22 protein-coding genes are annotated in these 22,072 nt (G+C 65.7%); 12 read left to right on the forward strand and 10 right to left on the reverse strand.

All coding sequences use genetic code 11. The annotated features are described in order from the left end of the window. Positions 1–144 precede the first annotated feature (144 nt). The 3 genes from AAGT95_RS01075 to ald form a co-directional block, all read right to left on the reverse strand. Positions 145–1,359, reverse strand: coding sequence for a YeeE/YedE family protein (locus AAGT95_RS01075; RefSeq protein ID WP_342595237.1), 1,215 nt, complete (start codon positions 1,357–1,359; stop codon positions 145–147). 392 nt (positions 1,360–1,751) lie between these two features. Continuing rightward, positions 1,752–2,765 carry a tryptophan--tRNA ligase gene (locus AAGT95_RS01080; protein WP_342595238.1) on the reverse strand — a complete coding sequence of 338 codons (1,014 nt, stop codon included), beginning with the start codon at positions 2,763–2,765 and terminating at the stop codon, positions 1,752–1,754. 339 nt (positions 2,766–3,104) lie between these two features. Then, positions 3,105–4,223, reverse strand: coding sequence for an alanine dehydrogenase (ald, locus tag AAGT95_RS01085; RefSeq protein ID WP_342595239.1), 1,119 nt, complete (start codon positions 4,221–4,223; stop codon positions 3,105–3,107). Positions 4,224–4,627: 404 nt separating this feature from the next. Here ald and AAGT95_RS01090 point away from each other — a divergent pair, with 404 nt between their 5' ends. From AAGT95_RS01090 to AAGT95_RS01100, 3 genes are read left to right on the forward strand one after another with little or no spacing between them, the layout of a single operon-like run. Next, a complete protein-coding gene (locus AAGT95_RS01090; protein WP_342595240.1) occupies positions 4,628–6,019 on the forward strand; it encodes an amidase in 1,392 nt (463 codons plus the stop codon). A 53-nt stretch (positions 6,020–6,072) separates the two neighbouring features. Then, complete coding sequence (locus AAGT95_RS01095) at positions 6,073–6,354, forward strand: hypothetical protein (RefSeq protein ID WP_342595241.1); 282 nt, start codon at positions 6,073–6,075, stop codon at positions 6,352–6,354. Beyond that, a complete protein-coding gene (locus AAGT95_RS01100; protein ID WP_342595242.1) occupies positions 6,347–7,864 on the forward strand; it encodes a sodium:solute symporter family protein in 1,518 nt (505 codons plus the stop codon). Before AAGT95_RS01095 ends, AAGT95_RS01100 begins: the two co-directional genes overlap by 8 nt. A gap of 72 nt (positions 7,865–7,936) precedes the next feature. On the opposite strand, the gene AAGT95_RS01105 is transcribed toward AAGT95_RS01100, so the two are convergent. From AAGT95_RS01105 to radC, 7 genes are all read right to left on the reverse strand, one after another. Continuing rightward, positions 7,937–8,377, reverse strand: a complete 441-nt coding sequence (locus AAGT95_RS01105) for a thioesterase family protein (protein ID WP_342595243.1) — start codon at positions 8,375–8,377, stop codon at positions 7,937–7,939. A 50-nt stretch (positions 8,378–8,427) separates the two neighbouring features. Then, positions 8,428–8,757 carry a putative signal transducing protein gene (locus AAGT95_RS01110; RefSeq protein WP_110602192.1) on the reverse strand — a complete coding sequence of 110 codons (330 nt, stop codon included), beginning with the start codon at positions 8,755–8,757 and terminating at the stop codon, positions 8,428–8,430. 27 nt (positions 8,758–8,784) lie between these two features. Continuing rightward, positions 8,785–9,975 carry a class I SAM-dependent rRNA methyltransferase gene (locus tag AAGT95_RS01115; protein ID WP_110708042.1) on the reverse strand — a complete coding sequence of 397 codons (1,191 nt, stop codon included), beginning with the start codon at positions 9,973–9,975 and terminating at the stop codon, positions 8,785–8,787. A gap of 230 nt (positions 9,976–10,205) precedes the next feature. Further along, positions 10,206–11,021, reverse strand: coding sequence for a bifunctional DNA-formamidopyrimidine glycosylase/DNA-(apurinic or apyrimidinic site) lyase (gene mutM / locus AAGT95_RS01120; RefSeq protein ID WP_342595244.1), 816 nt, complete (start codon positions 11,019–11,021; stop codon positions 10,206–10,208). Between the two features lie 124 nt (positions 11,022–11,145). Beyond that, entirely contained in the window at positions 11,146–11,301 is a 156-nt protein-coding gene (gene rpmG, locus AAGT95_RS01125) for a 50S ribosomal protein L33 (RefSeq protein WP_035472447.1), read from the reverse strand. 11 nt (positions 11,302–11,312) lie between these two features. Continuing rightward, on the reverse strand, positions 11,313–11,549 hold the full coding sequence (gene rpmB / locus AAGT95_RS01130; protein ID WP_110602189.1) for a 50S ribosomal protein L28: 237 nt from the start codon (positions 11,547–11,549) through the stop codon (positions 11,313–11,315). Positions 11,550–11,857: 308 nt separating this feature from the next. Beyond that, on the reverse strand, positions 11,858–12,532 hold the full coding sequence (radC, locus tag AAGT95_RS01135; protein WP_110602187.1) for a RadC family protein: 675 nt from the start codon (positions 12,530–12,532) through the stop codon (positions 11,858–11,860). A 279-nt stretch (positions 12,533–12,811) separates the two neighbouring features. Here radC and AAGT95_RS01140 point away from each other — a divergent pair, with 279 nt between their 5' ends. The 9 genes from AAGT95_RS01140 (at position 12,812) to AAGT95_RS01180 (ending at position 22,016) form a co-directional block, all read left to right on the forward strand. Beyond that, positions 12,812–13,516, forward strand: coding sequence for a GntR family transcriptional regulator (locus AAGT95_RS01140; RefSeq protein ID WP_110602185.1), 705 nt, complete (start codon positions 12,812–12,814; stop codon positions 13,514–13,516). 29 nt (positions 13,517–13,545) lie between these two features. Next, positions 13,546–14,757: a D-mannonate dehydratase ManD gene (manD, locus tag AAGT95_RS01145; RefSeq protein ID WP_342595245.1), complete on the forward strand. Its 1,212-nt coding sequence runs from the start codon at positions 13,546–13,548 to the stop codon at positions 14,755–14,757. Positions 14,758–14,814: 57 nt separating this feature from the next. Then, a complete protein-coding gene (locus AAGT95_RS01150; RefSeq protein ID WP_342595246.1) occupies positions 14,815–15,837 on the forward strand; it encodes a Zn-dependent oxidoreductase in 1,023 nt (340 codons plus the stop codon). Between the two features lie 100 nt (positions 15,838–15,937). Next, positions 15,938–16,921, forward strand: a complete 984-nt coding sequence (locus AAGT95_RS01155) for a TRAP transporter substrate-binding protein (protein ID WP_342595247.1) — start codon at positions 15,938–15,940, stop codon at positions 16,919–16,921. A gap of 79 nt (positions 16,922–17,000) precedes the next feature. Next, positions 17,001–17,576: a TRAP transporter small permease gene (locus tag AAGT95_RS01160; RefSeq protein WP_342595248.1), complete on the forward strand. Its 576-nt coding sequence runs from the start codon at positions 17,001–17,003 to the stop codon at positions 17,574–17,576. Continuing rightward, positions 17,576–18,856 carry a TRAP transporter large permease gene (locus AAGT95_RS01165; protein ID WP_342595249.1) on the forward strand — a complete coding sequence of 427 codons (1,281 nt, stop codon included), beginning with the start codon at positions 17,576–17,578 and terminating at the stop codon, positions 18,854–18,856. The genes AAGT95_RS01160 and AAGT95_RS01165 overlap by 1 nt, the downstream gene beginning before the upstream one ends. 4 nt (positions 18,857–18,860) lie before the next feature. Further along, positions 18,861–20,348, forward strand: coding sequence for a mannitol dehydrogenase family protein (locus tag AAGT95_RS01170; RefSeq protein ID WP_342595250.1), 1,488 nt, complete (start codon positions 18,861–18,863; stop codon positions 20,346–20,348). A gap of 2 nt (positions 20,349–20,350) precedes the next feature. Continuing rightward, complete coding sequence (gene uxuA, locus AAGT95_RS01175; protein ID WP_342595251.1) at positions 20,351–21,523, forward strand: mannonate dehydratase; 1,173 nt, start codon at positions 20,351–20,353, stop codon at positions 21,521–21,523. A 97-nt stretch (positions 21,524–21,620) separates the two neighbouring features. Next, on the forward strand, positions 21,621–22,016 hold the full coding sequence (locus tag AAGT95_RS01180; protein ID WP_342595252.1) for a hypothetical protein: 396 nt from the start codon (positions 21,621–21,623) through the stop codon (positions 22,014–22,016). Positions 22,017–22,072: the final 56 nt, after the last annotated feature.

The following is a 22,072-nucleotide window of genomic DNA, read 5'->3' on the forward strand; positions in this document are numbered from 1 at the left end:
AGCGAGCCGAAGCCGGCCGGGGGCCGACCAGTATGCCATCTGCCGCCGCCAATGGCATGTCCGCCATGGAAACCCTTACCAAAGACGTAACGGCGCACGAAAAGCCCCGCCGTAGCGGGGCTCGTCTGGTCGCTACCCGGTCGCTCAGCAGCTCGCCGCGACCGGCTTGGCCGGGCCGGGGAAGAACAGCGGGCGCAGCCGCACCCCCAGCATGTTGCCGGCGAACGCGGCCACCAGCCACAGCCAGCCGTGCAGGCTGCCGGACGCGATACCGCTGAAATAGGCGCCGATGTTGCAACCGAACGCCAGCCGCGCGCCATAGCCCAGCAGCAGCCCGCCAATCACGGCGGCCGCCACCGAGCGCAGCGGAATCCGCAGGCTCGGGGCGAAGCGCCCGGCCAGCGACGCCGCTAGGCCCGCCCCCAGGATGATGCCGATGTTCATCACCGTGGTGATATCGCTGAAGACGCTGCTGTCGAGAGAAGCGGCACGACCGGGGTTCTGCCAATAGCCCCAGGCGGTGACGTCGCCGCCGACAGCCTGGAACGCCTTGGCGCCCCATAGCGCGAAGGCCGAGGTAATGCCCCAGGGCCGGCCGGCCAATGACAGCGTCAGGAAGTTGAGCAGCGCCAGGCCGATCGCCCCGGCCAGGATCGGCCACGGTCCGGTCAGCCAGCGGCCCGGTCCCGGCGAGACCGATGAGGTCTGCTCCAGTTGGCCGTGACGGCGCCTCTCCATGACCACCGTCAAGGCGGCGATGCCCGCAAACAGCACCAGACTGGCAGCGATCCCGCCCCCCGTACCGAACAGATCGATCATCGAGGTGGGCTGGAACGCCGGCAGGCTCTGCCACCAGGCAAAGTGCGCCGTGCCGATCACCGAGCCGACGATGAAGAAGAGCAGCGTAATGACCATGCGGGCGTTGCCGCCACCTACGGTGAACAGCGTCCCGGATGCGCAGCCGCCGCCCAGTTGCATGCCGATGCCGAACAGGAAGGCGCCGACGATGACGGAGATACCGATGGGCGAGACGAACCCCTCGACCGGATGGCCGAACAGCGTTCCCGCTCCCAGTGCCGGGAAGAACAGCACCACCGCCAGCGCCAGCATCACCATCTGAGCGCGCAGCCCACGACCGCGGCGCTCGGTGATGAACACCCGCCACGCCGAAGTGAAGCCAAAGGAGGCGTGGTAGAGCACGACGCCCAGACCGCCGCCGACCAGCATCAGCCAGCCCTGATTGCCACCGAAGGCGAGGCCGACGGCCAGCGCCCCGAGAGCAAGCAGCAGCGCGGCGATCCACGCCTTGGGCGAGAGCCGGCCGATGCCGGGCGGCGTCGTTTTCGTCAAAGTCGTCATAAAACAACCCTTTGCTTAGACTAAAATCGAATGGGCGATACTTTAGTCTTTTACTCAGGAATTCGAAAACGACGAAATGGTCTTTGAATAGACGCTTTTGTTATAGATGAATCGGCGAAAGCTTCGGGCTTCGGGCTTCGGGCTTCGGGCTGCGAGCTGCGAGCTGCGAGCTGCGAGCTGCGAGCTGCGAGCTGCGAGCTGCGAGCTGCGAGCTGCGAGCTGCGAGCTGCGAAATCAGGATAGGGTTCCGCTAACGACAATCGCCAGTGACACATGTCACTGGCGATTGTCCTGGCTGGCTTCTCGAGCGCTCAGCGCCGACCCCGGCTCGTGGCTGCCTTGACGCGCCCCGAAGCCGACGCAGTCGTGGCTCGAGGCTCGTGGCTCGAAGCCTACCGGAACCGTCCTAGCCCTACCGCCACCCGCAGCCGTTCCATCAGGACATTGGCTTCGGCGCGGGCACGCTCGGCGCCACGCTGCAGGACCTGTTCGATATGGCCGGGGTCGTTGATCAGCGCCTCATAGCGCTCGCGCGGTTCTCGCAGCTGCGCGTCGAGGTACTCGAACACCTCGTTCTTGGCCTTGCCCCAGCCGATTCCCTCGGCGTAGCGGCGACGCATGTCGGCGCTCTCCTCCGCCGTGGCGAAGGCGCTGTAGATCTGGAACAGGGTGCAGGTTTCCGGGTCCTTGGGTTCGCCGGGCTCCAGCGAGTTGGTCTTGATCTTGCGCACCAGCTTCTGGAGCTTCTTGGCCGAGACGAACAGCGGGATGGTGTTGTCGTAGCTCTTCGACATCTTGCGCCCGTCGAGCCCGCGCAGCACCTCGACCTTCTCGTCGACGATCGCCTCGGGCAGGGTGAAGTAGTCACCCTTGTAGATATGGTTGAAGCGCCCCGCCATGTCGCGGGCCATCTCGATATGCTGGATCTGGTCACGCCCCACCGGCACCTTGTGGGCGTTGAACATCAGGATATCGGCGGCCATCAGCACCGGATAGCCGAACAGTCCCATGGTGACGCCGCGATCCGGATCGGGGACGCCGCCCTCTTCGTTCTCCGCCACCGCCGCCTTGTAGGCGTGGGAGCGGTTCATCAGACCCTTGGCGCAGACGCAGGAGAGCAGCCAGGCGAGTTCCGGGATCTCGTGGATGTCGGACTGGCGATAGAAGATCGCGTTGTCGGTATCCAGCCCCAGCGCCAGCCAGGTGGCGGCGATCTCGAGCCGCGACTGCTGCACCCGCTGCGGGTCCTGCGCCTTGATCAGCGCATGCAGGTCGGCAAGGAAATAGTAGGACTGGACATCGGGATTCTGGCTCTCGGCGATGGCCGGCTTGATCGCGCCGACATAGTTGCCCAGATGCGGCGTACCCGTGGTGGTGATGCCGGTAAGAACGCGTCGCTTGCTCATGAACTCTTCGAATCGCTAGGGGAAAGTGGCAGTGCGGGCAGTTTACCCTGCCACCTCCCCCAGAGCGAACACCCGCGGGAACCTCTACAGACCAATGCCGGCTGGCTGCCAGCGATGATACGACGGGGAGCGACGCAGCCCCCTTCCCGCGCCCCCGAGCCGCCGGTAGCGAGAGAAGCGCCCCGCTCGGTGGCATCGGGATAGCCGCCGATGCCAGCGCCACGGGCACCGCACGCCGCGCTCTCACGCCGCGCGCCATCACATGGCGCAGGGTTTGTGCAGCGCTTCCCCTGTTCATCGGTCTCGCCTGTCGACCCCCGCCCTTGAGGGGGCTCGACCTCAGCCCTTCAGAATCTGCTCGGTTGAAACCACTTCCAGCCCGAACGCTTCGCCGACGGCGGTGTAGGTCACCTGACCGGCATGGACGTTGAGGCCGGCGCGGAAATGCGCATCATCGGCCAGTGCCCGCTTCCAGCCCTTGTCGGCCAGCGCGATCACGAACGGCAGCGTGGCGTTGGTCAACGCCTGGGTCGAGGTGCGCGCCACCGCTCCGGGCATGTTGGCGACGCAGTAGTGCACGATCCCGTCGACCACGTAACTGGGCTCGGCATGGGTCGTCGGCTTGCTGGTCTCGAAGCAGCCGCCCTGATCGATCGCCACGTCCACCAGTACGCTCCCCGGCTTCATCTCGCCGAGCATCGCTCGGGTGATCAGCTTGGGGGCGGCAGCGCCGGGGACCAGCACGGCGCCAATGATCATGTCGGACTCGCGCACCGCGACCTCCAGCGTCTCGGTGGTCGAATAGACCGTGCGAATCCGGCCCTGGTAACGATGGTCGAGCACTTCCAGCCGGGGCAGCGACTTGTCGAGGATGGTCACCTCGGCACCCAGCCCCAGCGCCATGCGCGCGGCGTTCTCGCCGACCACGCCGCCGCCGATCACGGTGACCTTGGCCGGCGCCACGCCGGGCACGCCCGGCAGCAGTATGCCGGCACCGCCCTGGGCCTTCTCCAGGCTGTGGGCCCCAGCCTGGACGGCCATGCGACCGGCGACGCGGCTCATCGGCGCCAACAGCGGCAAGCCACCCAGGCCGTCGGTGACGGTCTCGTAGGCGATGCAGGTGGCGCCGCTGTCGATCAGGCCACGGGTGAGCGTCTCCTCCGCGGCCAGGTGCAGGTAAGTGAACAGCGTCTGCTCCGGGCGCAGCCGGGCAACCTCTTCCGCCTGCGGCTCCTTGACCTTGAGGATCAGTTCCGCGCTCGCCCACAGCGCATCGACGTCGGCCACGATGTCGGCGCCGGCCTCACGATAGGCGTCGTCCGGATAGCCGGATCCAATCCCCGCCTCCGCCTGTACCCCGACCTGGTGGCCTCGCGCCACCAGTTCTCGCACGCCGCCCGGGGTCAGGGCGACGCGATATTCATGGTTCTTGATTTCCTTGGGGACGCCGATATGCATGGTCGTTGCCTCGATCTCTGGTTGTCATTGAAGGATCGCAGAAATTACAGCACAACAGCGATAAGGACGGGATAGCACACCAAAAAAGACGCAAATTCACTGAAATAGAGATTTTGGTAAAAAATATTCTCGAAAATACCGTCATAAAAAGCGGATCGAACCAATTAGCACTGACACCTCCTGCCGTCGTCGCGCCGACGCGAGTTCACGCCGCGTCACCCCCGAGCCGGCCGATCTGCGGATCGGCTTCATGGCGCACCGGTTGCGCCGAGTCGCCACCAGGCCTGGCCCGACGGGCACCGCATCATTACACCGCGCTGACCATTTGGCGGTGGCGATAGTCCGCCAATACGCGGCATGCTAGGAACCGATACCCACGACAACACCAACGGGATCCTCTCACCATGAACCTCCTCGATGCATCCGCGACGACGCTGCTGGCCGGTTTTCGCGACGGTCGCTTTTCGCCCGCCGACTACGTCGCCGAGCTCATTCCCCACATTCGGGCCTGGGAGCCTCACATCAACGCGCTCTATGCCTACGACGAGACGACGCTGACGACCGAGGCCGCCGAAGCCGCCCGGCGCTGGCGTACCGGTGCGCCTCTAGGCCCCCTCGACGGTATCCCGGTCACGATCAAGGAGTTGATCGCCACCCGCGGCGTGCCGATTCCGCAGGGAACCGTGGTCACCGAACTGACCCCGGCCCACGACGATGCCCCGCCATCGGCACGGCTGAGGGAGGATCGAGCCCTGATCTTCGCCAAGACGACCTGCCCCGATTTCGGCATGATGTCCTCCGGCGTCTCGACCTTCCACGGCCTGACCCGCAACCCCTGGAAGCTCGACGCCAATCCCGGCGGCTCCAGTTCCGGCGCCGGCGCGGCCGCCGCCGCCGGCCTCGGACCGCTGCATGTCGGCACCGACATTGGTGGCTCGGTGCGCCTGCCGGCCGCGTGGTGCGGTCTGGTCGGATTCAAGCCCACGCTGGGACGCATTCCCATCGACCCTTGCTATACCGGGCGCTGCGCCGGACCGATGACCCGCACGGTCGAGGACGCCGCGCTGATGATGCAAACGCTCTCCCGCACCGATCGCCGCGATCCGACCCGCCTGCCCCCATCCCGGATCGACTGGATGGAGCTCTCGCTCGAGCTGTCGGGCCTCCGGCTTGGCGTGATGCTCGACGCCGGCTGCGGCCTGACCGCCGATCCCCAGCTCCTGGCGGCCGTGGAAGCCGCCGCGGCGGGATTCGAGCGCGCCGGGGCCACGCTGGTGCCGATGGCACCGGTGATGACCCGCGAGATGCTCGGCGGCCTCGACAACTTCTGGCGGGCGCGGCAGTGGAAGTCGCTGGCGGCCTTGAGCGCGTCGCAACGCGCCCGGATCTTTCCCATGATTACCCAATGGGCGGCGCGCGGCGCCGAGTTGAGCGCGGTGGATGTCGTCCACGGCTTCGAGCAGACCTTTGCCCTGCGCCGCGCCACCGAGGCCGCGTTCGACGATGTCGACGCCATACTCTCCCCGACGACGCCGGTCTACAGCTTCCCCGCCGAGTACGGCCACCCCTCCAACGACCCGGAACATCCGTTCGAGCACCTGGGCTTCACGCTGCCCTGGAACATGGGCGAGCAGCCGGCACTGTCCATCAACGGCGGTTTCGGTCGCGACGGCCTGCCGCTCGGCATTCAACTGATCGCGCCACGTTTCGAGGATCACCGGGTGCTGCAGCTCGCCCGTCTCTTCGAACGGTGGCGTGGACCGATTCGTAACTGGCCGACACCGCCACGAAGCTGAACCGGGGGCCCGTGCACGGTATCCTCGCCACCACAAGATGCTGGAGTCGTCTCATGAACCACCGCTTGATCCGCCCTGCCACGAGGAGGGGAAAGGCGCTGCTGGCCCTCTTCCTGCTGGTCATCCTGGCCGGGTTGTGGCCGGCCGTGCTGCTGGCCAACCACGCCGTGCTGATACTGGGTCTGCCGGCGCTGGCGGCCTGGTCCTGCCTGATCATCCTCGCATCGACCGGCGTGATGCTGCTGGCCAACCGGCTGCTGCCCCTGCCGACCTCGATCACTCAGGCAGACCCCACCACAGTCGCACCAGGATCGGGAGAACACGTCGATGAGTGAACCGATTCCGCTGCTGATGACGCTGACCTACGTGGCCGTGGCGCTGTGGCTTGGGATTCGTGCCCGCGGCAGCCATCGCATGGACAGTCTCGAGCAGTGGGGCGTCGCCGGACGCAGCATGGGGCCCGTGGTGATGTACCTGCTGATGGGTGCCGGCAGCATCAGCGCCTACACCTTCATGGGCGCGCCGGGCTGGGCCTGGAGCAAGGGCGTGCCGGTATTCTACGTCGTCATCTACCTGAGCTATCTGGCCCTGATCGCCTGGTACTGCGGCCCCCGGGTGTGGGCGTTCGGCGCCAGACTCGGCCACGTCACCCAGGCCCAGGCAGTGGCGGATCGCTTCGAGAGTCCGCTGCTCGGCGCGCTGACGTCACTGGTGATGTCGATCGGTGCCATGGCCTATGCCGTCCTCCAGACCATTGGCGCGGCCTACATCCTGGAAGTGATGAGCGGCGGCCTGCTGCCCTTCACGCTCAATATCTGGCTGGTGCTGGGTACCATCGCGATCTATCTGTTCATCAGCGGCCAGCGCGCCATCGGCGTGACCAACGCGTTTCAGGGCGGCCTGATGCTGATCGTGGCCTGGACGATCGGGCTCTGGGCGGCCCATCGACTGACCGGCGACTGGTGGTTCGGCGGGGTCTTCGAACGCCTGCGCGAATCCCATGTCGACTTCCTGACGCTGCCGGGCGGCCTCGGCGACATGAGTTTCGCCTTCTGGACCTCGTCGATCATCGTCTCGATGTTCTCGTTTCAGCAGCCGGTCTGGCTGCAGTGGATGAGCGCCGACTCGGCCCAGAGTATCCGCCGCAGCGCCAGTTGGCTGCCGACCTACTACTTCGTCATCCTGCCGATGGTGGTGGTCGGTTTCATCGGCATCTTCAGCCTGCCCGACCTGGAGCGCGCCGACACCGTCGCCCTGCAGCTGGCATTCCAGCAGATGCCGCCGGTACTGGTCGGTCTGCTCGGCGCCGGCACGCTGGCCGCCGCGATGTCCTCCAGCGAGCCCTACATCCACGGCACCGCGCTGACCTGGACCCGGGACGTGATCCGCCCGCTGTTCAAGCTTTCGGAGCGACGCACCGGCCAGCTCGCGCGCTACCTGATCTTTCCAATCATGCTGCTGATCGTCGGCCCGGTGGCCATGCTCAATCCCGGCAACCTGATCATGATCCTGCTGGTCGGGCTCGGCTTCGCCGCCCAGATGCTGCCGGCCTTCATCGGCCTGTTCGTGTGGCCGCGGGCCACCCGAGCCGGGGTGCTGTGCGGGCTGTCGGCCGGGTTCATCGTGACCGTCCTGTTCACGGTGGTGTGGCCCAATCCGCTCGGCGTCCACGCCGGCGCCTGGGGCTTGATCGTCAATCTGCCGCTGTTCGTCGCCGTCTCCCGGGTCACGCGTCCGGCCAGCGACGCGACACTTGCGCGCTTCATGGCGATCGTCGCCCCGAGACGATCGCCATCCCGCTCAACCGGCGAGCGCGAGACAACGCCCTCGTCCGCCATCACCTGAGCCGAAGCGCCACCGGCCCCGCGCGTCGGGACGAGCGGGGCCGGTGGCGTTCCGATTCAGCGAATTGGGGATTCAGCGATCCGCGGTGACGCAGGCGCCGCCGTAGACCTCGGCGAAACACGGCGGCATGCGTTTCGGCCGGCAACTCTCCATATCGATGCAGACGAAGCGGGTATGTGCACGCAGCAACGTGCGGGACGTTTCGACGTGGCGCAGCTGGAAGCGCCGCTCCAGCGACAGGCGGCCGTCGCAGCTGACGATCCAGGTCGAGAGCTGCAAGCGGTCGCCCTCGAAGGCCGGTGCCAGATAGTCCAGTTCATGACGGTGAACGACCATGCCGCGATTGAGCGCGCGATAGTCCTCCAGCGTCAGCCCCAGCGCGCGCGAATGCGCCCAGCTGGCACGCTCGACCCAGCGCAGATACTCGGCGTTGTTGACGTGGCCGTAGTGATCGATGCTCGAGCGCTCGACATCGATATCGATCACGAAAGGCGTGGGCAGGTCCCAGTCCATACAAACCTCCTGGGTTGAATCAGATGGCGCCGCACCGGCAGCGATGGGGCTCAGCTGCGATCCGGGCGATCGCGACCGCACTGCCAGCAACGGTCGAACACACCCTCGAGGCGTTCCCCGCAGCCCTGGCAGCACCACTCGGGCAAGGCCGTGGCGGGGCCCTCGAGAGCCTCTCGAACCAGCTCGATCGCCTGCGCCTCGGCCGCGGCGGCCACCCAGACCTCGGCCTCGCACTGATCGGGTGGCAGTTCGCCCGCCCCGCCGGCCAGGGTCATGTTGCGCAACGCGGCCGCAACGCCGCCGCTCTCGATCACGTTACGAACATGACTGACCAACAAGACATTGGCGTGACGAAAGACCCGAACCTGTTCGACGCTCACGTCACCGCCATCGGATCGTCGCGCTCATCAGTTCCGGAAGACCCGCACGCCGAGCGCTTTCAGGTAAGCGGTCTCGGGAATCGACGGATGCACCGGGTGATCTCCGGCCTGGCCACCACGATAGATGATCTGACCGTGACGATCCTGGTGGCGGACCGCGCCCCGCACGCACTCGACCAGGCGCTCCTCGAACAGGTGCATGGAGCAGGAGGCCGACATCAGCAGGCCATCGCGACCCAGCAGCCGCATCGCTTCGCGATTGAGGCGCGCGTAGGCGCGCTCGCCATTGGCGAGATCCTTGCGTTTCTTGATGAATGCCGGCGGATCGAGCACCACCACATCGAACTTCTCGCCCTCGGCGCGCAGCGCCGTCATCGCTTCGAAGACGTCACCGTGGCCGACAGAGACCTGCTCGTGGAGCCCGTTGAGGGCGGCGTTCTCGGCCACCCGGTCGAGCGCCGTCTGCGACGCATCGACACACAAGACCTCGCTGGCGCCGTGCGCCGCCGCCTGGACGCCCCAGCCGCCGACGTAGCTGAACAGATCGAGCACCCGCTTGCCGGCGACCAGACCGTTGAGCCAGGCGCGGTTGGCGCGATGGTCGTAGAACCAGCCGGTCTTCTGGCCGTCCAGCACCGGCGCCACGAAACGGACACCGTTCTCCTCCAGCAGCACCTCGTCCGGCAGCTCTCCGTGAACCACCGCCACTTCGGACTCGAGCTGCTCCAGGCGACGGCCACTGGAGTCGTTCTTGAACACGATCGCTCTCGGCGAAAGCACCTTGTCGAGCGCCGCGATCACCTCGTCACGCACCGTCTCCATGCCGAGGGTGTTGAGCTGGACCACGAGCACGTCGTCGAACCGATCGACGATCAGCCCTGGCAGCAGGTCGCCCTCGCCGTGGATCAGACGATAGAACGGCTTGGCGAACAGCCGGTCGCGCAGCGCCAGCGCCTGATTGAAGCGGTGCACCAGCAGCGAGCGATCGAGCCGAACGTCGGCATCGCGGGAGACGACGCGGGCGCAGATCAGCGAGTTCGGATTGACATAGGCGACGCCCAAAGCCTTGCCGTTGGCGGCCTCGATAGTCACCTGCGCCCCCGGCTCCAGGCCCTTGAGCGGTGTGGCCTGGATATCGATCTCGTTGGAATAGAGCCACAGATGGCCCGCCTTGAGACGACGATCGGCATTCTTCTTGAGACGCAGGGTCTGGGTCACGATTGACTCCATTGGCGGGGCTCCATCGGGAAGGACAACAGCAAAAGAGATAAAAAAGCGTTTCGGGCAGTGCGATATCGAACGGAGATCCTGGCGCATTCTAACAACACCCGCGAATTCCCCAACCCTCGAACGCACATAGCGGCCAGCCACCGCGCCCGAGTTGGAAAACCAGCGAGCGGCAAGGTTCCCGCCTCGCCGGTCAAGGTGCAGACGGAGACGGCGAGCGGTCAGGTCTGGCAGATCGCACAGTACACCGTGGCACGCTGCCCCAGCACGACATGGCGCAGCTCCAGGCCGCAATGGCGGCAGGGTTGTCCCCCGCGCCCGTAGACGTTGAGGCGCTGCGCGAAGTAACCCGGTTCGCCGCTACCGCTGACGAAATCCCGCAGCGTCGTGCCACCCTGGGTGATCGCCGCCGCCAGCACCGTCTTGATCGCGTCGACGAGGCGCTCGAAACGTTCGAGCGAGACGCGCCCGGCGGCTCGGCGCGGGTCGATACCGGCCATGAACAGCGCCTCGGTGGCGTAGATATTGCCCACGCCCACGACCACCGCGTTGTCCATGATGAAGGTCTTCACCGCGGCTCGGCGTCCTCGGGAAAGCCGGTAGAGTCGCTGGCCATCGAACGCCGGCGACAGCGGTTCCGGCCCCAGCTTCGACAGCCGGGTATCCGATTCGACGTCTCCCGCCAGCCAGTCGACGAAGCCGAAGCGGCGGGGATCGTGATAGCGCAGGATATTGCCACCCTCGACCACCACGTCGACATGGTCGTGCTTCTTGGGCTGGTCGCCGACGCGGGCGATGCGCAGGCTTCCCGACATGCCGAGATGCCACAGCAGGGTGCGCTCCGCCAGCGGCAGCAGCAGATACTTGGCGCGCCGGGAAAGCTCGCCGAACCGGGCGCCGATCAATGTCGACTCCAGATCGCCAGGAATCGGCACGCGCAGGCTACGTTGGCGCACGATGACCTCGACGATCTCCCGTCCCTCGACGTGGGGAGCGATGCCGCGGCGGGTGGTTTCGACTTCGGGGAGCTCGGGCATGCGTCTGTTCTCGCGACTCTTTCATCACAAACGGATTCACCACAAACGAGAAAACCCGGTCGAGGACCGGGTTTTCCGTACTGTCATTCCTGCGCCGGCACTTCAGCACCAGCGGAAAGCTAGATCACTTGATCTTGGCTTCCTTGTAGATGACGTGCTTGCGAACGACCGGATCGTACTTCTTGAATTCCAGCTTGTCCGGGGTGTTACGCTTGTTCTTGGCCGTGGTGTAGAAGTGGCCGGTACCGGCACTGGACACCAACTTGATCTTGTCACGCATGTCTCGACTCCTTAAAGGCTGGCGCCACGCTTGCGAATGTCGCTGAGCACCGCATCGATGCCCTTCTTGTCGATGATGCGCATGCCCTTGGAGGACAGACGCAGCTTGACGAAACGCTTCTCGGATTCGACCCAGAAACGATGCGTGTGCAGGTTCGGGACGAAACGACGACGTGTCTTGCGCTGTGAGTGCGAGACGTTGTTACCAGTCACCGGACGCTTACCGGTAACCTGACAAACTTGGGACATGGAAGCCTCCGACCACTGGCGGGTTGGGTTGTTCGGTTTATCTCGGACATTCGGTGTCGAGATCGCTTTTCGCGACTCTTCCTGCCATCTCCGAAACGCTCGAAATGGCGGGCCGTCACCGTATGCCCCGATTCAAAGGGCGTACTTTATACCAGAGCCCCCTGCTCTTCGCAACAATCGGCGCCCTTCAAGCACCGCGTCGACTGTTGCCGATACACCGCAGGAGCGGCGACCACCCGAGAACATGGCGCGGCATGTTACCCGAATCCGCCCCGTCTTCCCATCCGAATCTTGAAATTGAGGCTTTCCTACAGCCATCCCCGTTCCGCGAAGGAGATCACCTCGCCATCGCCGATCACGAAGTGGTCCAGCACCCGGATATCGAACAGTGCCAGCGCCTCGCGCAGTCGCTCGGTGATCCGCCGGTCGGCGTCGCTGGGTTCGGCCACGCCGGAGGGGTGATTGTGGGCGAAGATCACCGCACCGGCATTGTGCGCCAGCGTTCGCCGGGCGACCTCTCGCGGGTAGACGGCGGCGCTGTCGAGCGTGCCTTCGGAGAGGATCTCGAAGCGGATCACCCGATGCTGGGTGTCCAGAAACAGCGCCGCGAATGCCTCATGGTCAAGATGACGCAGCTGCGCGCTCAGGAAAGTCCGCACCAGCGTCGGCGAGGTCAGTGCCGCCTCCCGCTCGAGCAGGCTGCCCAGGTGACGACGGGACAGCTCGAGCGTGGCCTGGAGCTGCACGAACTTCGCTTCGCCCAGGCCATGCTCGGCGCAGAACCGCTGGCGATCCGCTTCCAGCAACTGGCGCAGCCCACCAAAACTGCTCAGCAGATCCCGTGCCAGGTCCACCGCCGAGCGCCCCTTGACCCCCACGCGCAGAAATATCGCCAGCAACTCGGCGTCGGACAGTGCCGCCGCCCCCAGCATCAACAGTTTCTCCCGCGGCCGCTCCCCCTCCGGCCAATCGCGTATGCCCATCGCCGCGTTGTCTCCTGCGTTCGCGAAGCCGTGTTCCTTTCATAGCGCCCCGGCGCCAGCTCGTCGCTCGTCGCCCGTCGCCTATCGCTCGCAGCTCGCAGCTCGCAGCTCGTAGCTCGTAGCTCGTAGCTCGTAGCTGATTAAAAGAGACATCGGCAGAACCGGCGGGAACTGTGACGGTGACCACGTTTTCCTGCGCCCAAAGTCGAATCGTCAACGCGCCGAAATAACTACCATACTAGTCAGACAAGACAGTCAGCCGTGAACACTGGAGCGCCCTTGACCACGACGACCCTGCAGACACTCTGGAACGCCTCGGACGCCGGACACGTGCGCCAGCGGCTCTACGACGTGCTGCGCCACGCCATCATCCGGCTGGTACTGGCACCGGGCCAGGCACTCTCCGAGAAGGAGATCGCCGATGCTTTCGAGGTCAGCCGCCAGCCGGTTCGCGAAGCGTTCATCCGCCTCTCCGAAGCGGGGCTGGTCGAGGTCCGCCCCCAGCGCGGCACCTTCGTGGTCAAGATTTCGCCACAAGCCGTCTACAGCGCGCGTTTCGTGCGCGAGGCCATCGAGGTGGCGGTGGCCAAGTCGGCCGCCGAACAGGGACTCTCCCGACGCGGGATGGACGATCTGCTGGAACTGGTCGAACGCCAGCGCCGGACCATCGACAGCGGCGATTACGAACGTTTCTACGTGCTCGACGAAGCCTTCCACCAGACCCTCTCCCGGGAAGCGGGGCATGAATCGGCCTGGCGCTTCACCGAGGAGGTCAAGGCGCATTTCGACCGCGTCCGATACATCAGCGTGCCCGACGGTACACCGCTGGAGACGCTGGTCGACCAGCACGCCAGCATCGTCGCGGCGATCGACGCTCGCGACCCGGAAGCCGCCGAGCGAGCCGTGCAGGCGCACCTGAGAGAGCTTCTGACCTCGCTGCCGCGCCTGATCGACCGCTTCCCCGACCTGTTCGCCACCCACTGAAGCTGCCGCCTTCCCCAGCCGGAGATTCCATGAAAATCATCGATGCCCGCGTCATCGTCACCAGTCCGGGACGCAATTTCGTCACGCTCAAGTTGATCACCGAATCCGGCACCTACGGTATCGGCGACGCCACCCTCAACGGCCGCGAAATGGCGGTTGCGGCCTATCTCGAAGAGCACGTCGTGCCGGCGCTGATCGGTCGCGATGCCAGCCGCATCGAGGACACCTGGCAATACCTCTATCGCGGCGCCTACTGGCGTCGCGGCCCGGTGACCATGAGCGCGATCGGTGCCGTCGACATGGCGCTGTGGGATATCAAGGCCAAGGCCGCCGGCATGCCGCTCTACCAGTTGCTGGGCGGCAAGAGCCGCGAGCGGGTGATGACCTACGCCCACTGCACCGGCAAGGACATCGACAACTGCCTGGAGGAGGTCGCCCGTCATGTCGAGCTGGGCTACAGAGCCGTCCGTGTGCAGGCCGGCGTCCCCGGCATCAAGACGATCTACGGCGTCGCCAAGCGCGAGGGCGAGCGCTACGAGCCGGCCGATTCCGAACTCCCTGCCGAGCACGTCTGGAGTACCAAGAAGTATCTCAACCACGTGCCGCAGCTGTTCGCCGCGGTGCGCGAGCGCTTCGGCCACGAGCTGCACCTGCTGCATGACGTCCACCACCGGCTGACACCCATCGAGGCCGCGCGCCTGGGCAAGGCGGTCGAGCCTTACCACCTGTTCTGGCTCGAGGACTGCGTGCCCGCCGAAAACCAGGAGAGCCTGCGCCTGATCCGCGAACACACCACCACGCCCCTGGCGATCGGCGAGGTGTTCAATTCGATCCACGACTGCCGCGAGATGATCCAGAACCAGTGGATCGACTACATCCGCACGCCGCTGACCCACGGCGGCGGGATCACCCAGTTGCGTCGGATCGCCGACCTGGCCTCGCTCTATCACGTGCGCACCGGCTTCCATGGCCCCACCGATCTGTCGCCGGTGTGTCTCGGCGCCGCGATCCACTTCGATACCTGGGTGCCCAACTTCGGCATTCAGGAGCACATGCCCCACGACCCGCTGACCGACAGCGTCTTCCCCCACGACTATCGCTTCGAGGATGGCCACTTCCTGGTCGGCGAAACGCCGGGGCATGGCGTCGATATCGACGAGGAAGCCGCGGCTCGCTATCCGTTCAAGCGTGCCAGCCTGCCGGTCAACCGGCTCGAGGACGGCACTCTGTGGCACTGGTGAACCGGACACCTGTGAGCCCGGGTCAGGGCAATCGCGATACAGTCAGGAGCGTCATCGATGCAAGCCTTTGAAGTCAGTGCCCCACATGCCTTCGCCATCGGCGATCGGCCCGCGCCGAGTACGGCCCCGGGCGAAGTGATCGTCGACGTCGCCTACGCCGGCATCTGCGGCTCGGACATGCACATCATCCACGGCGACAACGCCTTCGTGCAGTTCCCGCGGATCACCGGCCACGAGTTCGCCGGCGTCATCCGCGCCGTGGGCGATGGTGTCGACCCCGCCCGTGTCGGCGACCGTGTCTGTATCGACCCGGTCGTCAACTGTGGCCGGTGCTATCCCTGCCGGATCGGCCGACCCAACGTCTGCAGCGCCATGCAGGTGATCGGCGTTCACAGAAATGGCGGCTTTGCCGAACGGGTCAGCGTGCCGGCGGCCAACGCCCACCGTATTCCCGACGATCTCGATCTCGATGCCGCCGCCCTGGTCGAGCCCTATTCGATCGCCGCCAATGTGCTCGCCCGCATGGATCCCCAGCCTGGTGATCGCCTGCTGGTGATCGGCGCCGGGGTCATCGGACTGACCGTGCTGCAGATGGCCCGCGCCCTCGGCATCGAGGAGGTGATCGTCACCGATATCCTCGACGAACGCCTCGCCACGGCCCGCGAACTGGGTGCCAGTCACACCATCAACGGACGCCGCGAAGATCTCGAACGGGCCGTGCTGGCCGCCACCGAGGGCGAGGGGATCCCGCTGATCGCCGATGCCGCCTGCATACCGGCCATGCTGCCCGCCATGCTGCGCATGGCCTGTCCCGCCGGGCGCATCGGCCTGCTGGGCTTCAGTCCGACGCCCAGCGAGCTGATTCAGCTGGAGGTGATCAAGAAGGAGCTGACACTGGTCGGCTCCCGCCTGAACAACCGCAAATTCCCGGAGGTGATCGAGCATATCGCCACGGGTCGTCTCGATCCCCGGGCGCTGATCAGCCATCGCGTCCCCCTGACCGAGATGCCCGGCGCCATCGATCTGCTCGAGAACCATCCGGAACAGGCGCGCAAGGTGCTGGTGAAAATCTCGCCTTGAACGTCCGCTCGAGTCCGCCACCCATGCCGGAACAGACCCGGAACAGCGCTGGCCCGGACGACAACACCGACGCGTATCGACGCGACAGGAGACTCACGCCATGTTGACAACGACAACCCTCAAGCATCTGCTGGCCGGCGCGGCCCTCGGGGCCACGCTACTGGGCAGCCAAGCGGCGATGGCTGCGGATTACACGCTGAAGTTCGGCCATCTGGCCAACGAGCAGAACATCTGGAACAAGGCCGCGCTGAAGTTCAAGGAGCTGGTGGAAGCCAACTCCGACGGCCGGATCGAGGTCCAGGTGTTTCCCAACGAGCAGCTCGGCAGCGAAATGGATGTGATCAACAGCATCCAGCTCGGCACCGCCGACATGACCATCACCGGCGAGAGTCTGCAGAACTGGGCGCCCAAGGCGGCGATGATGGCCGTGCCCTACCTGTTCCGTGACGCCGACCAGATGCGCAAGGCCGTGGAGGGCGACGTCGGCCAGCAGATCGAGGCGCAGATCACCGAGCGCACCGGCCTAGTGCCGCTGGCCTGGTTCGAGCGCGGCCCCCGCGAACTCACTTCCAATCGTCCGATCAAGACCCCGGACGACCTCGACGGCCTGCGCATTCGCGTACCCAACGTGCCGCTGTTCGTCGACACCTGGGAAGCGCTGGGCGCCCGCCCGACCCCGATGGCGTTCAGCGAAGTCTTCACCTCGCTGCAGCAGAACACCATCGAGGCCCAGGAGAACCCGCTCAGCCTGATCGAAAGCGCAAGCTTCAACGAGGTGCAGAAGTACGTCGACATGACCGACCACGTGCGTAGCTGGATCTATGTAGTGATCGGCAAGCAGAAGCTCGAGTCGATGCCGGACGATCTGCAGACCGTGGTGAAAGATGCCGCCAGCGAGATGCAGTCCTACGAGGAGACGCTGTTCGTCGAGGATCAGAAGCGTCTCGAACAGGCGCTCAAGGACAAGGGCATGACGTTCGTCGAAGTGGATCAGGCGGCCTTCGCCAAGAAAGCCGAGCCTGCCGTGCTCGACGCCCTGAACGGCGAACAGAAGGCGCTCTACAAGGCCATCCAGGCGCTGTAATCCCCTGCGGGTTACGAGCCCATGTACTCGGGGGCAGCGCGCTCGCCGCCCCCGCTTCTCATCTCGTCGGGAGACCGCCATGTCGCAACCACAGACGGAGATTCACCAGGAGATTCAGGAAAACCTCGAGACACTGACCCGCGTGCCGCGACTGGGTGGCCCCATCGGCCGCCTGGCCAGCGCCCTCGACCGCGTTCTGCTGACACTGGCCGTCATCGCGCTAGTGGGCCTGTCGCTGACCGTGCTGCTGCAGGTCGCCTCGCGTCTGTTCCTGCCCATCACACTCTCCTGGACCGAAGAACTGACCCGCTACCTTTTCATCTACATGGTGGCGATGGGTGCCGGCGTGGTGCAGCACCGTCATCGCCACGTCAACGTAGAGCTGTTCCACGGCTGGCTCGGTTTCCGTGGTCGGGCTGCCTACCTGGCGCTGGTCTCGGCAATCACGTTCGCCTTCACGCTGATGGTGCTGCCCAACGCCTGGCAGTTCGCCCAGATCGGTGCGTTTCAGACCTCGCCGACGCTGCGCATCCCCATGCTCTACATCTTTTTCTCATCGGTGGTGCTGTTCGCCACGCTGCTGCTCTACAGCCTGATCGGTCTCGCCGAGGGCATCATCGCCATGGTTCGTGGTGAACGCCAGGAGGCGCCCTGATGGAAATCGCCGTTCTCTTCACCACCTTTTTGATCCTGCTGCTGATCGGTCTGCCAATCGCCTTCTGTCTCGGCGTGTCGTCACTCGCCTACCTGATGCTTGGCGGCATCTCGTTGACCATCGTGCCGCAGCGCATGTTTTCCGGCATCGACTCCTTCGTGCTGCTCTGCATTCCCGGCTTCGTGATGGCCGGCAACCTGATGAACGTGGGCAATATCACCCAGCATATCGTGCGCTTCTCCAACGCCCTGGTCGGCCACATTCGCGGCGGCCTGGGCCTGGCCAACGTCGGCGGTTCGATGATCTTCAGCGGCATCTCCGGTACCGCCGTGGCGGATGCCGCCAGCATCGGTTCGGTAATGATTCCAGGCATGTCCAAAGCCGGCTACGACAAGCCGTTCGCCGCCGCCATCACGGCCGCTTCATCCACCATCGGTCCGATCATTCCGCCCAGCGTGCCGATGATCATCGTCGGTTCGCTCTCCGGCATCTCCGTCGGCCGCATGTTCCTCGCCGGGGCGCTGCCCGGCCTGCTGCTGGGCGTGGCGATGATGATCACCGCCTACTGGCTGGCGGTGCGGCGCGGCTACCCCAAGGAGAAACGCGCCACCTTCAGGGAGTTGATCAAGGAGGGCCGCAGCGCGTTCTGGGCGCTGCTGATGACCTTCATCATTCTCTACGGCATCATCGGCGGCCTGTTCACCCCGACCGAAGCGTCGATCGTCGCCAGTCTCTACGCACTGCTGGTGGGCACTTTCGTCTACAAGGGCATCAACTGGCGCAACCTGGGCGGGATCCTGTCCGACACTGTCATCACCTCGGCCTCGCTGATGCTGCTCGTCGGCCTGGCCAACCTGTTCGGCTGGATCCTGACCAGCCAGCAGATCCCGCAGATGCTCGCCGATGCGATTCTCGGCATCAGCAGCAACCCGATCGTGGTCATCCTGATCCTCAACCTGATCCTGCTGTTCGTCGGCGCCTTCATGGAGACCATCGCCGCGCTGATCATCCTGTTCCCGGCCCTGCTTGGCGTGGCGACGGGGGTCGGCATGGACCCGATCCACTTCGGCGTGATGGCGGTACTCAACCTGATGATCGGCCTGACCACGCCACCGGTGGGCGTCTGCCTGTTCGTGGTCTCGAGCATCGGCAAGCTGCCCATGCTGCGGGTGGCGAAAGCCATCGTGCCGTTCCTGATCTGCAACCTGATCGTGCTGATGCTGGTATCGTTCGTGCCGGCGCTATCACTGTGGCTGCCCAACCTGCTGATGGGGAAATAGCCTCATGACCGCAGCCGACATCAACATCGAGTGCGAACCGAGCCGACGCCCCCCGAGCGGGATCGGCATCGTCCACCTGGGCCTGGGGGCCTTTCACCGCGCCCATCAGGCGGTCTACCTGCAACGACACCTCGACCGAACCGGTGCGGATGACTGGGGCATCTGCAGCGCCAATATCCGCGCCAATCGCACCCTGGTCGATCAACTGCGCGACGGCGACTGCCGCTATCACGTGGCCGAATTCAGCGACAGCGAGCATGTCACGCTGCGGGAAGTCACCGCCCTCCGTGAAGCGCTCTACGCGGGCCCGGACGGCCCGGACCGGGAGGCGCTGCTGGCGCGGATGAGCGATCCGGCCGTGCACATCGTCACCCTCACGGTGACCGAAAAGGGCTACTTCCTCAGCCCGGCCAGCGGCGAGTTGCTGACCGACGCGCCAGCGATCGCCCACGACATCGCCCATCCCGAATCGCCGGATACCGCACCGGGCATGCTGTTGGAGGCACTGGCGCGACGTCGCTCGGCAGGCGTCCCACCGTTCACGGTGCTCTGTTGCGACAACATGCCCCATAACGGCCGGCGCACGCGGCGTGCGGTGGTCTCGCTAGCCCGGCATCGTGATGGCGAACTGGCAGAATGGATCGACGCCAGTGTCGCCTTCCCCTCGAGCATGGTCGACCGCATCGTGCCGGCCATGACCGACGCGGACCGGACGCGCCTGGCCGGACTGGGTATCGACGACCCTGCCGCCGTGGTGTGCGAGACCTTCAGCCAGTGGGTGGTCGAGGATGACTTCCCGCTGGGCCGACCGGACTGGGAAGCCGATGGCGTCGAGATGGTCGCCGACGTCGCGCCGTTCGAAACCATGAAGCTGCGGCTGCTCAACGGCGCCCACTCGCTGCTCGCCTATCTTGGCGCGCTGGCCGGCATCGAGACGGTCGATGCCGCCGTTGCGCGCCCGGCGTTTCGCGGGTTGCTCCGGCACTACTGGCAGCAGGAAGCGATCCCGACACTCTCACTGCCGGCGGAGAGTGATGTCGCGGCCTACACCGACAGCCTGCTGGCCCGCTTCGCCAACGATAGCCTGCGCCATCGGCTGCAGCAGATCGCCATGGACGGCTCGCAGAAGCTACCCCAGCGCTGGCTGGCCGGCGGTGTCGAACGAATGACTGCCGGCGACGAGATCAGTGCGACCGCGCTGGGCGTGGCCGGCTGGATTCGCTATACCGCGGGCACCGATCTCAACGGCCAGCCGCATCCGGTGGACGACCCCATGGCAGAGACGTTCGCGACGCTCCACCGTCGTCACGGCGACGACCCCGCCGCGCTGACCGACGCCTTTCTCGCCCTCGATGCCGTGTTTCCCGTGGCGATGCGCGACGACCGGCTGTTCAGCCGGCAGATCCTCGCGGCACTGGCGCGACTGGAAAACGACGGCGTGGAGTCCGCCATTGCCGCCTTGACCCTCAACGCTTCTGATCGGGACGCTTGATCATGGAACATACCTGGCGCTGGTTCGGCCCGGCCGACCCCATCACCCTCGGCGAGATTCGCCAAGCCGGTGCGACCGGCATCGTCACCGCACTGCATGACATTCCCAATGGCGAGGTGTGGCCGGTGGACGCGATCGCCGCGCGTAAGCGAACGATCGAAGCCGCCGGTCTGACCTGGTCGGTGGTGGAGAGCGTGCCGGTTCATGAAGCGATCAAGCAGGGGCTGCCGGAGGCCGAGCGCTATATCGAGAGTTATCGCCGGACGCTGGCCAATCTCGGCCAGTGCGGTATCGATGTGGTCTGCTACAACTTCATGCCGATCCTCGACTGGACCCGCACCGACCTCGCCTGGCCGTTGCCGCACGGCGGAACCGCGCTGCGTTTCGACCAGACGGCCTTCGCGGCCTTCGATCTGTTTCTGCTCGAGCGCGAGGGTGCACACGCGGATTACGGCGACGCCGAGCGGGAAGCGGCCAGAGCCTACCTCGACACGCTCGATGCCGCGGCACGAACGCGCCTGATCGATACCGTCATCGCCGGGCTGCCCGGCACCGAGGAGCACTACACCCTCGAAGACTTTCGCCACGCCCTTGCCGCCTACCGTGGCATCGATGCCGAACGCTTGCGCGCCAATCTGGCAGCGTTTCTACGCGCCATCGTGCCCGCGGCAGAGCAAGCCGGGGTGCGCCTGGCGATTCATCCGGACGATCCGCCCCGGGAACTGCTGGGACTGCCGCGCGTCGTCTCCACCGCCGAGGACGCCCAGTTCGTGCTCGACAGCGCGCCCAGCTCCGCCAACGGCCTGACCTTCTGCACCGGCTCCTACGGCGTTCGCGAGGAGAACGATCTCGTCGCCATGGCAGAACGCTTCGCGCCTCACATCCACTTCGTGCATCTGCGCGCTACCCGGCGCGAAGCCGACCCGCTCAGTTTCCACGAGGCCGAGCATCTGGACGGCGATGTCGACATGGTCGGGGTGATCGTCGAGCTGGTTCGCGAACAGCGTCGCCGCCAGCGTGACGGCGGTCCACGTCTGCCCATGCGCCCCGATCACGGCCACCACCTGCTCGACGATCTCAAGCGCGACACCCGTCCCGGCTACCCGCTGATCGGCCGGCTCAAGGGGCTGGCCGAACTGCGCGGGGTGGAACTTGCGATAGCGCGGCTCTTTTGATGGTCCGGTGCATCTCCATCGCGCCTTTCCACGTAAGCTCCTCAGTACGGCGGACTCGTACGACCACCATTCACGCAACAGCGCGGGGTTCATGACCATGCCGATCAAGACATCACCGGCCCCTCCCACGGCTCGAATATTGCCAACCCTCTGGCTGGCGACCACGCTGGCGGCGCTCGCCTTCGCGGCCACGGCAACCGCCGCCGAGGGCGAGCGACTCAGCGGCGACGAGATCCAGCAGCAGGTCTGGGGGCATCGCGTCCAGGGCGCTATGGCGAGCGGCCAGCAGTACGACGAAGTCTATCGCCAGGACGGCAAGATCGAGGGCGATGGATACACCGGCCAAGCCACGATCGTCGACGATCGCATGTGCTTCGACTACGGCGATGGTCAACCGACCTGCTACGGCGTCCGCCAGGACGGTGACGAGGGCATCGAGTGGCTTGACGGCGACGAGGTCGTCGGTGAAGGCGAGCTCAGCAACGCCGAGTGATCGCCACGGGCGGCCGCTGCAACGGCGGTCGCCACTTCCAGTGCACCATTACGCAA

Origin of the sequence: Salinicola lusitanus (assembly GCF_038648475.1) — a bacterium.
Classification (GTDB): Bacteria; Pseudomonadota; Gammaproteobacteria; order Pseudomonadales; family Halomonadaceae; genus Salinicola; species Salinicola lusitanus.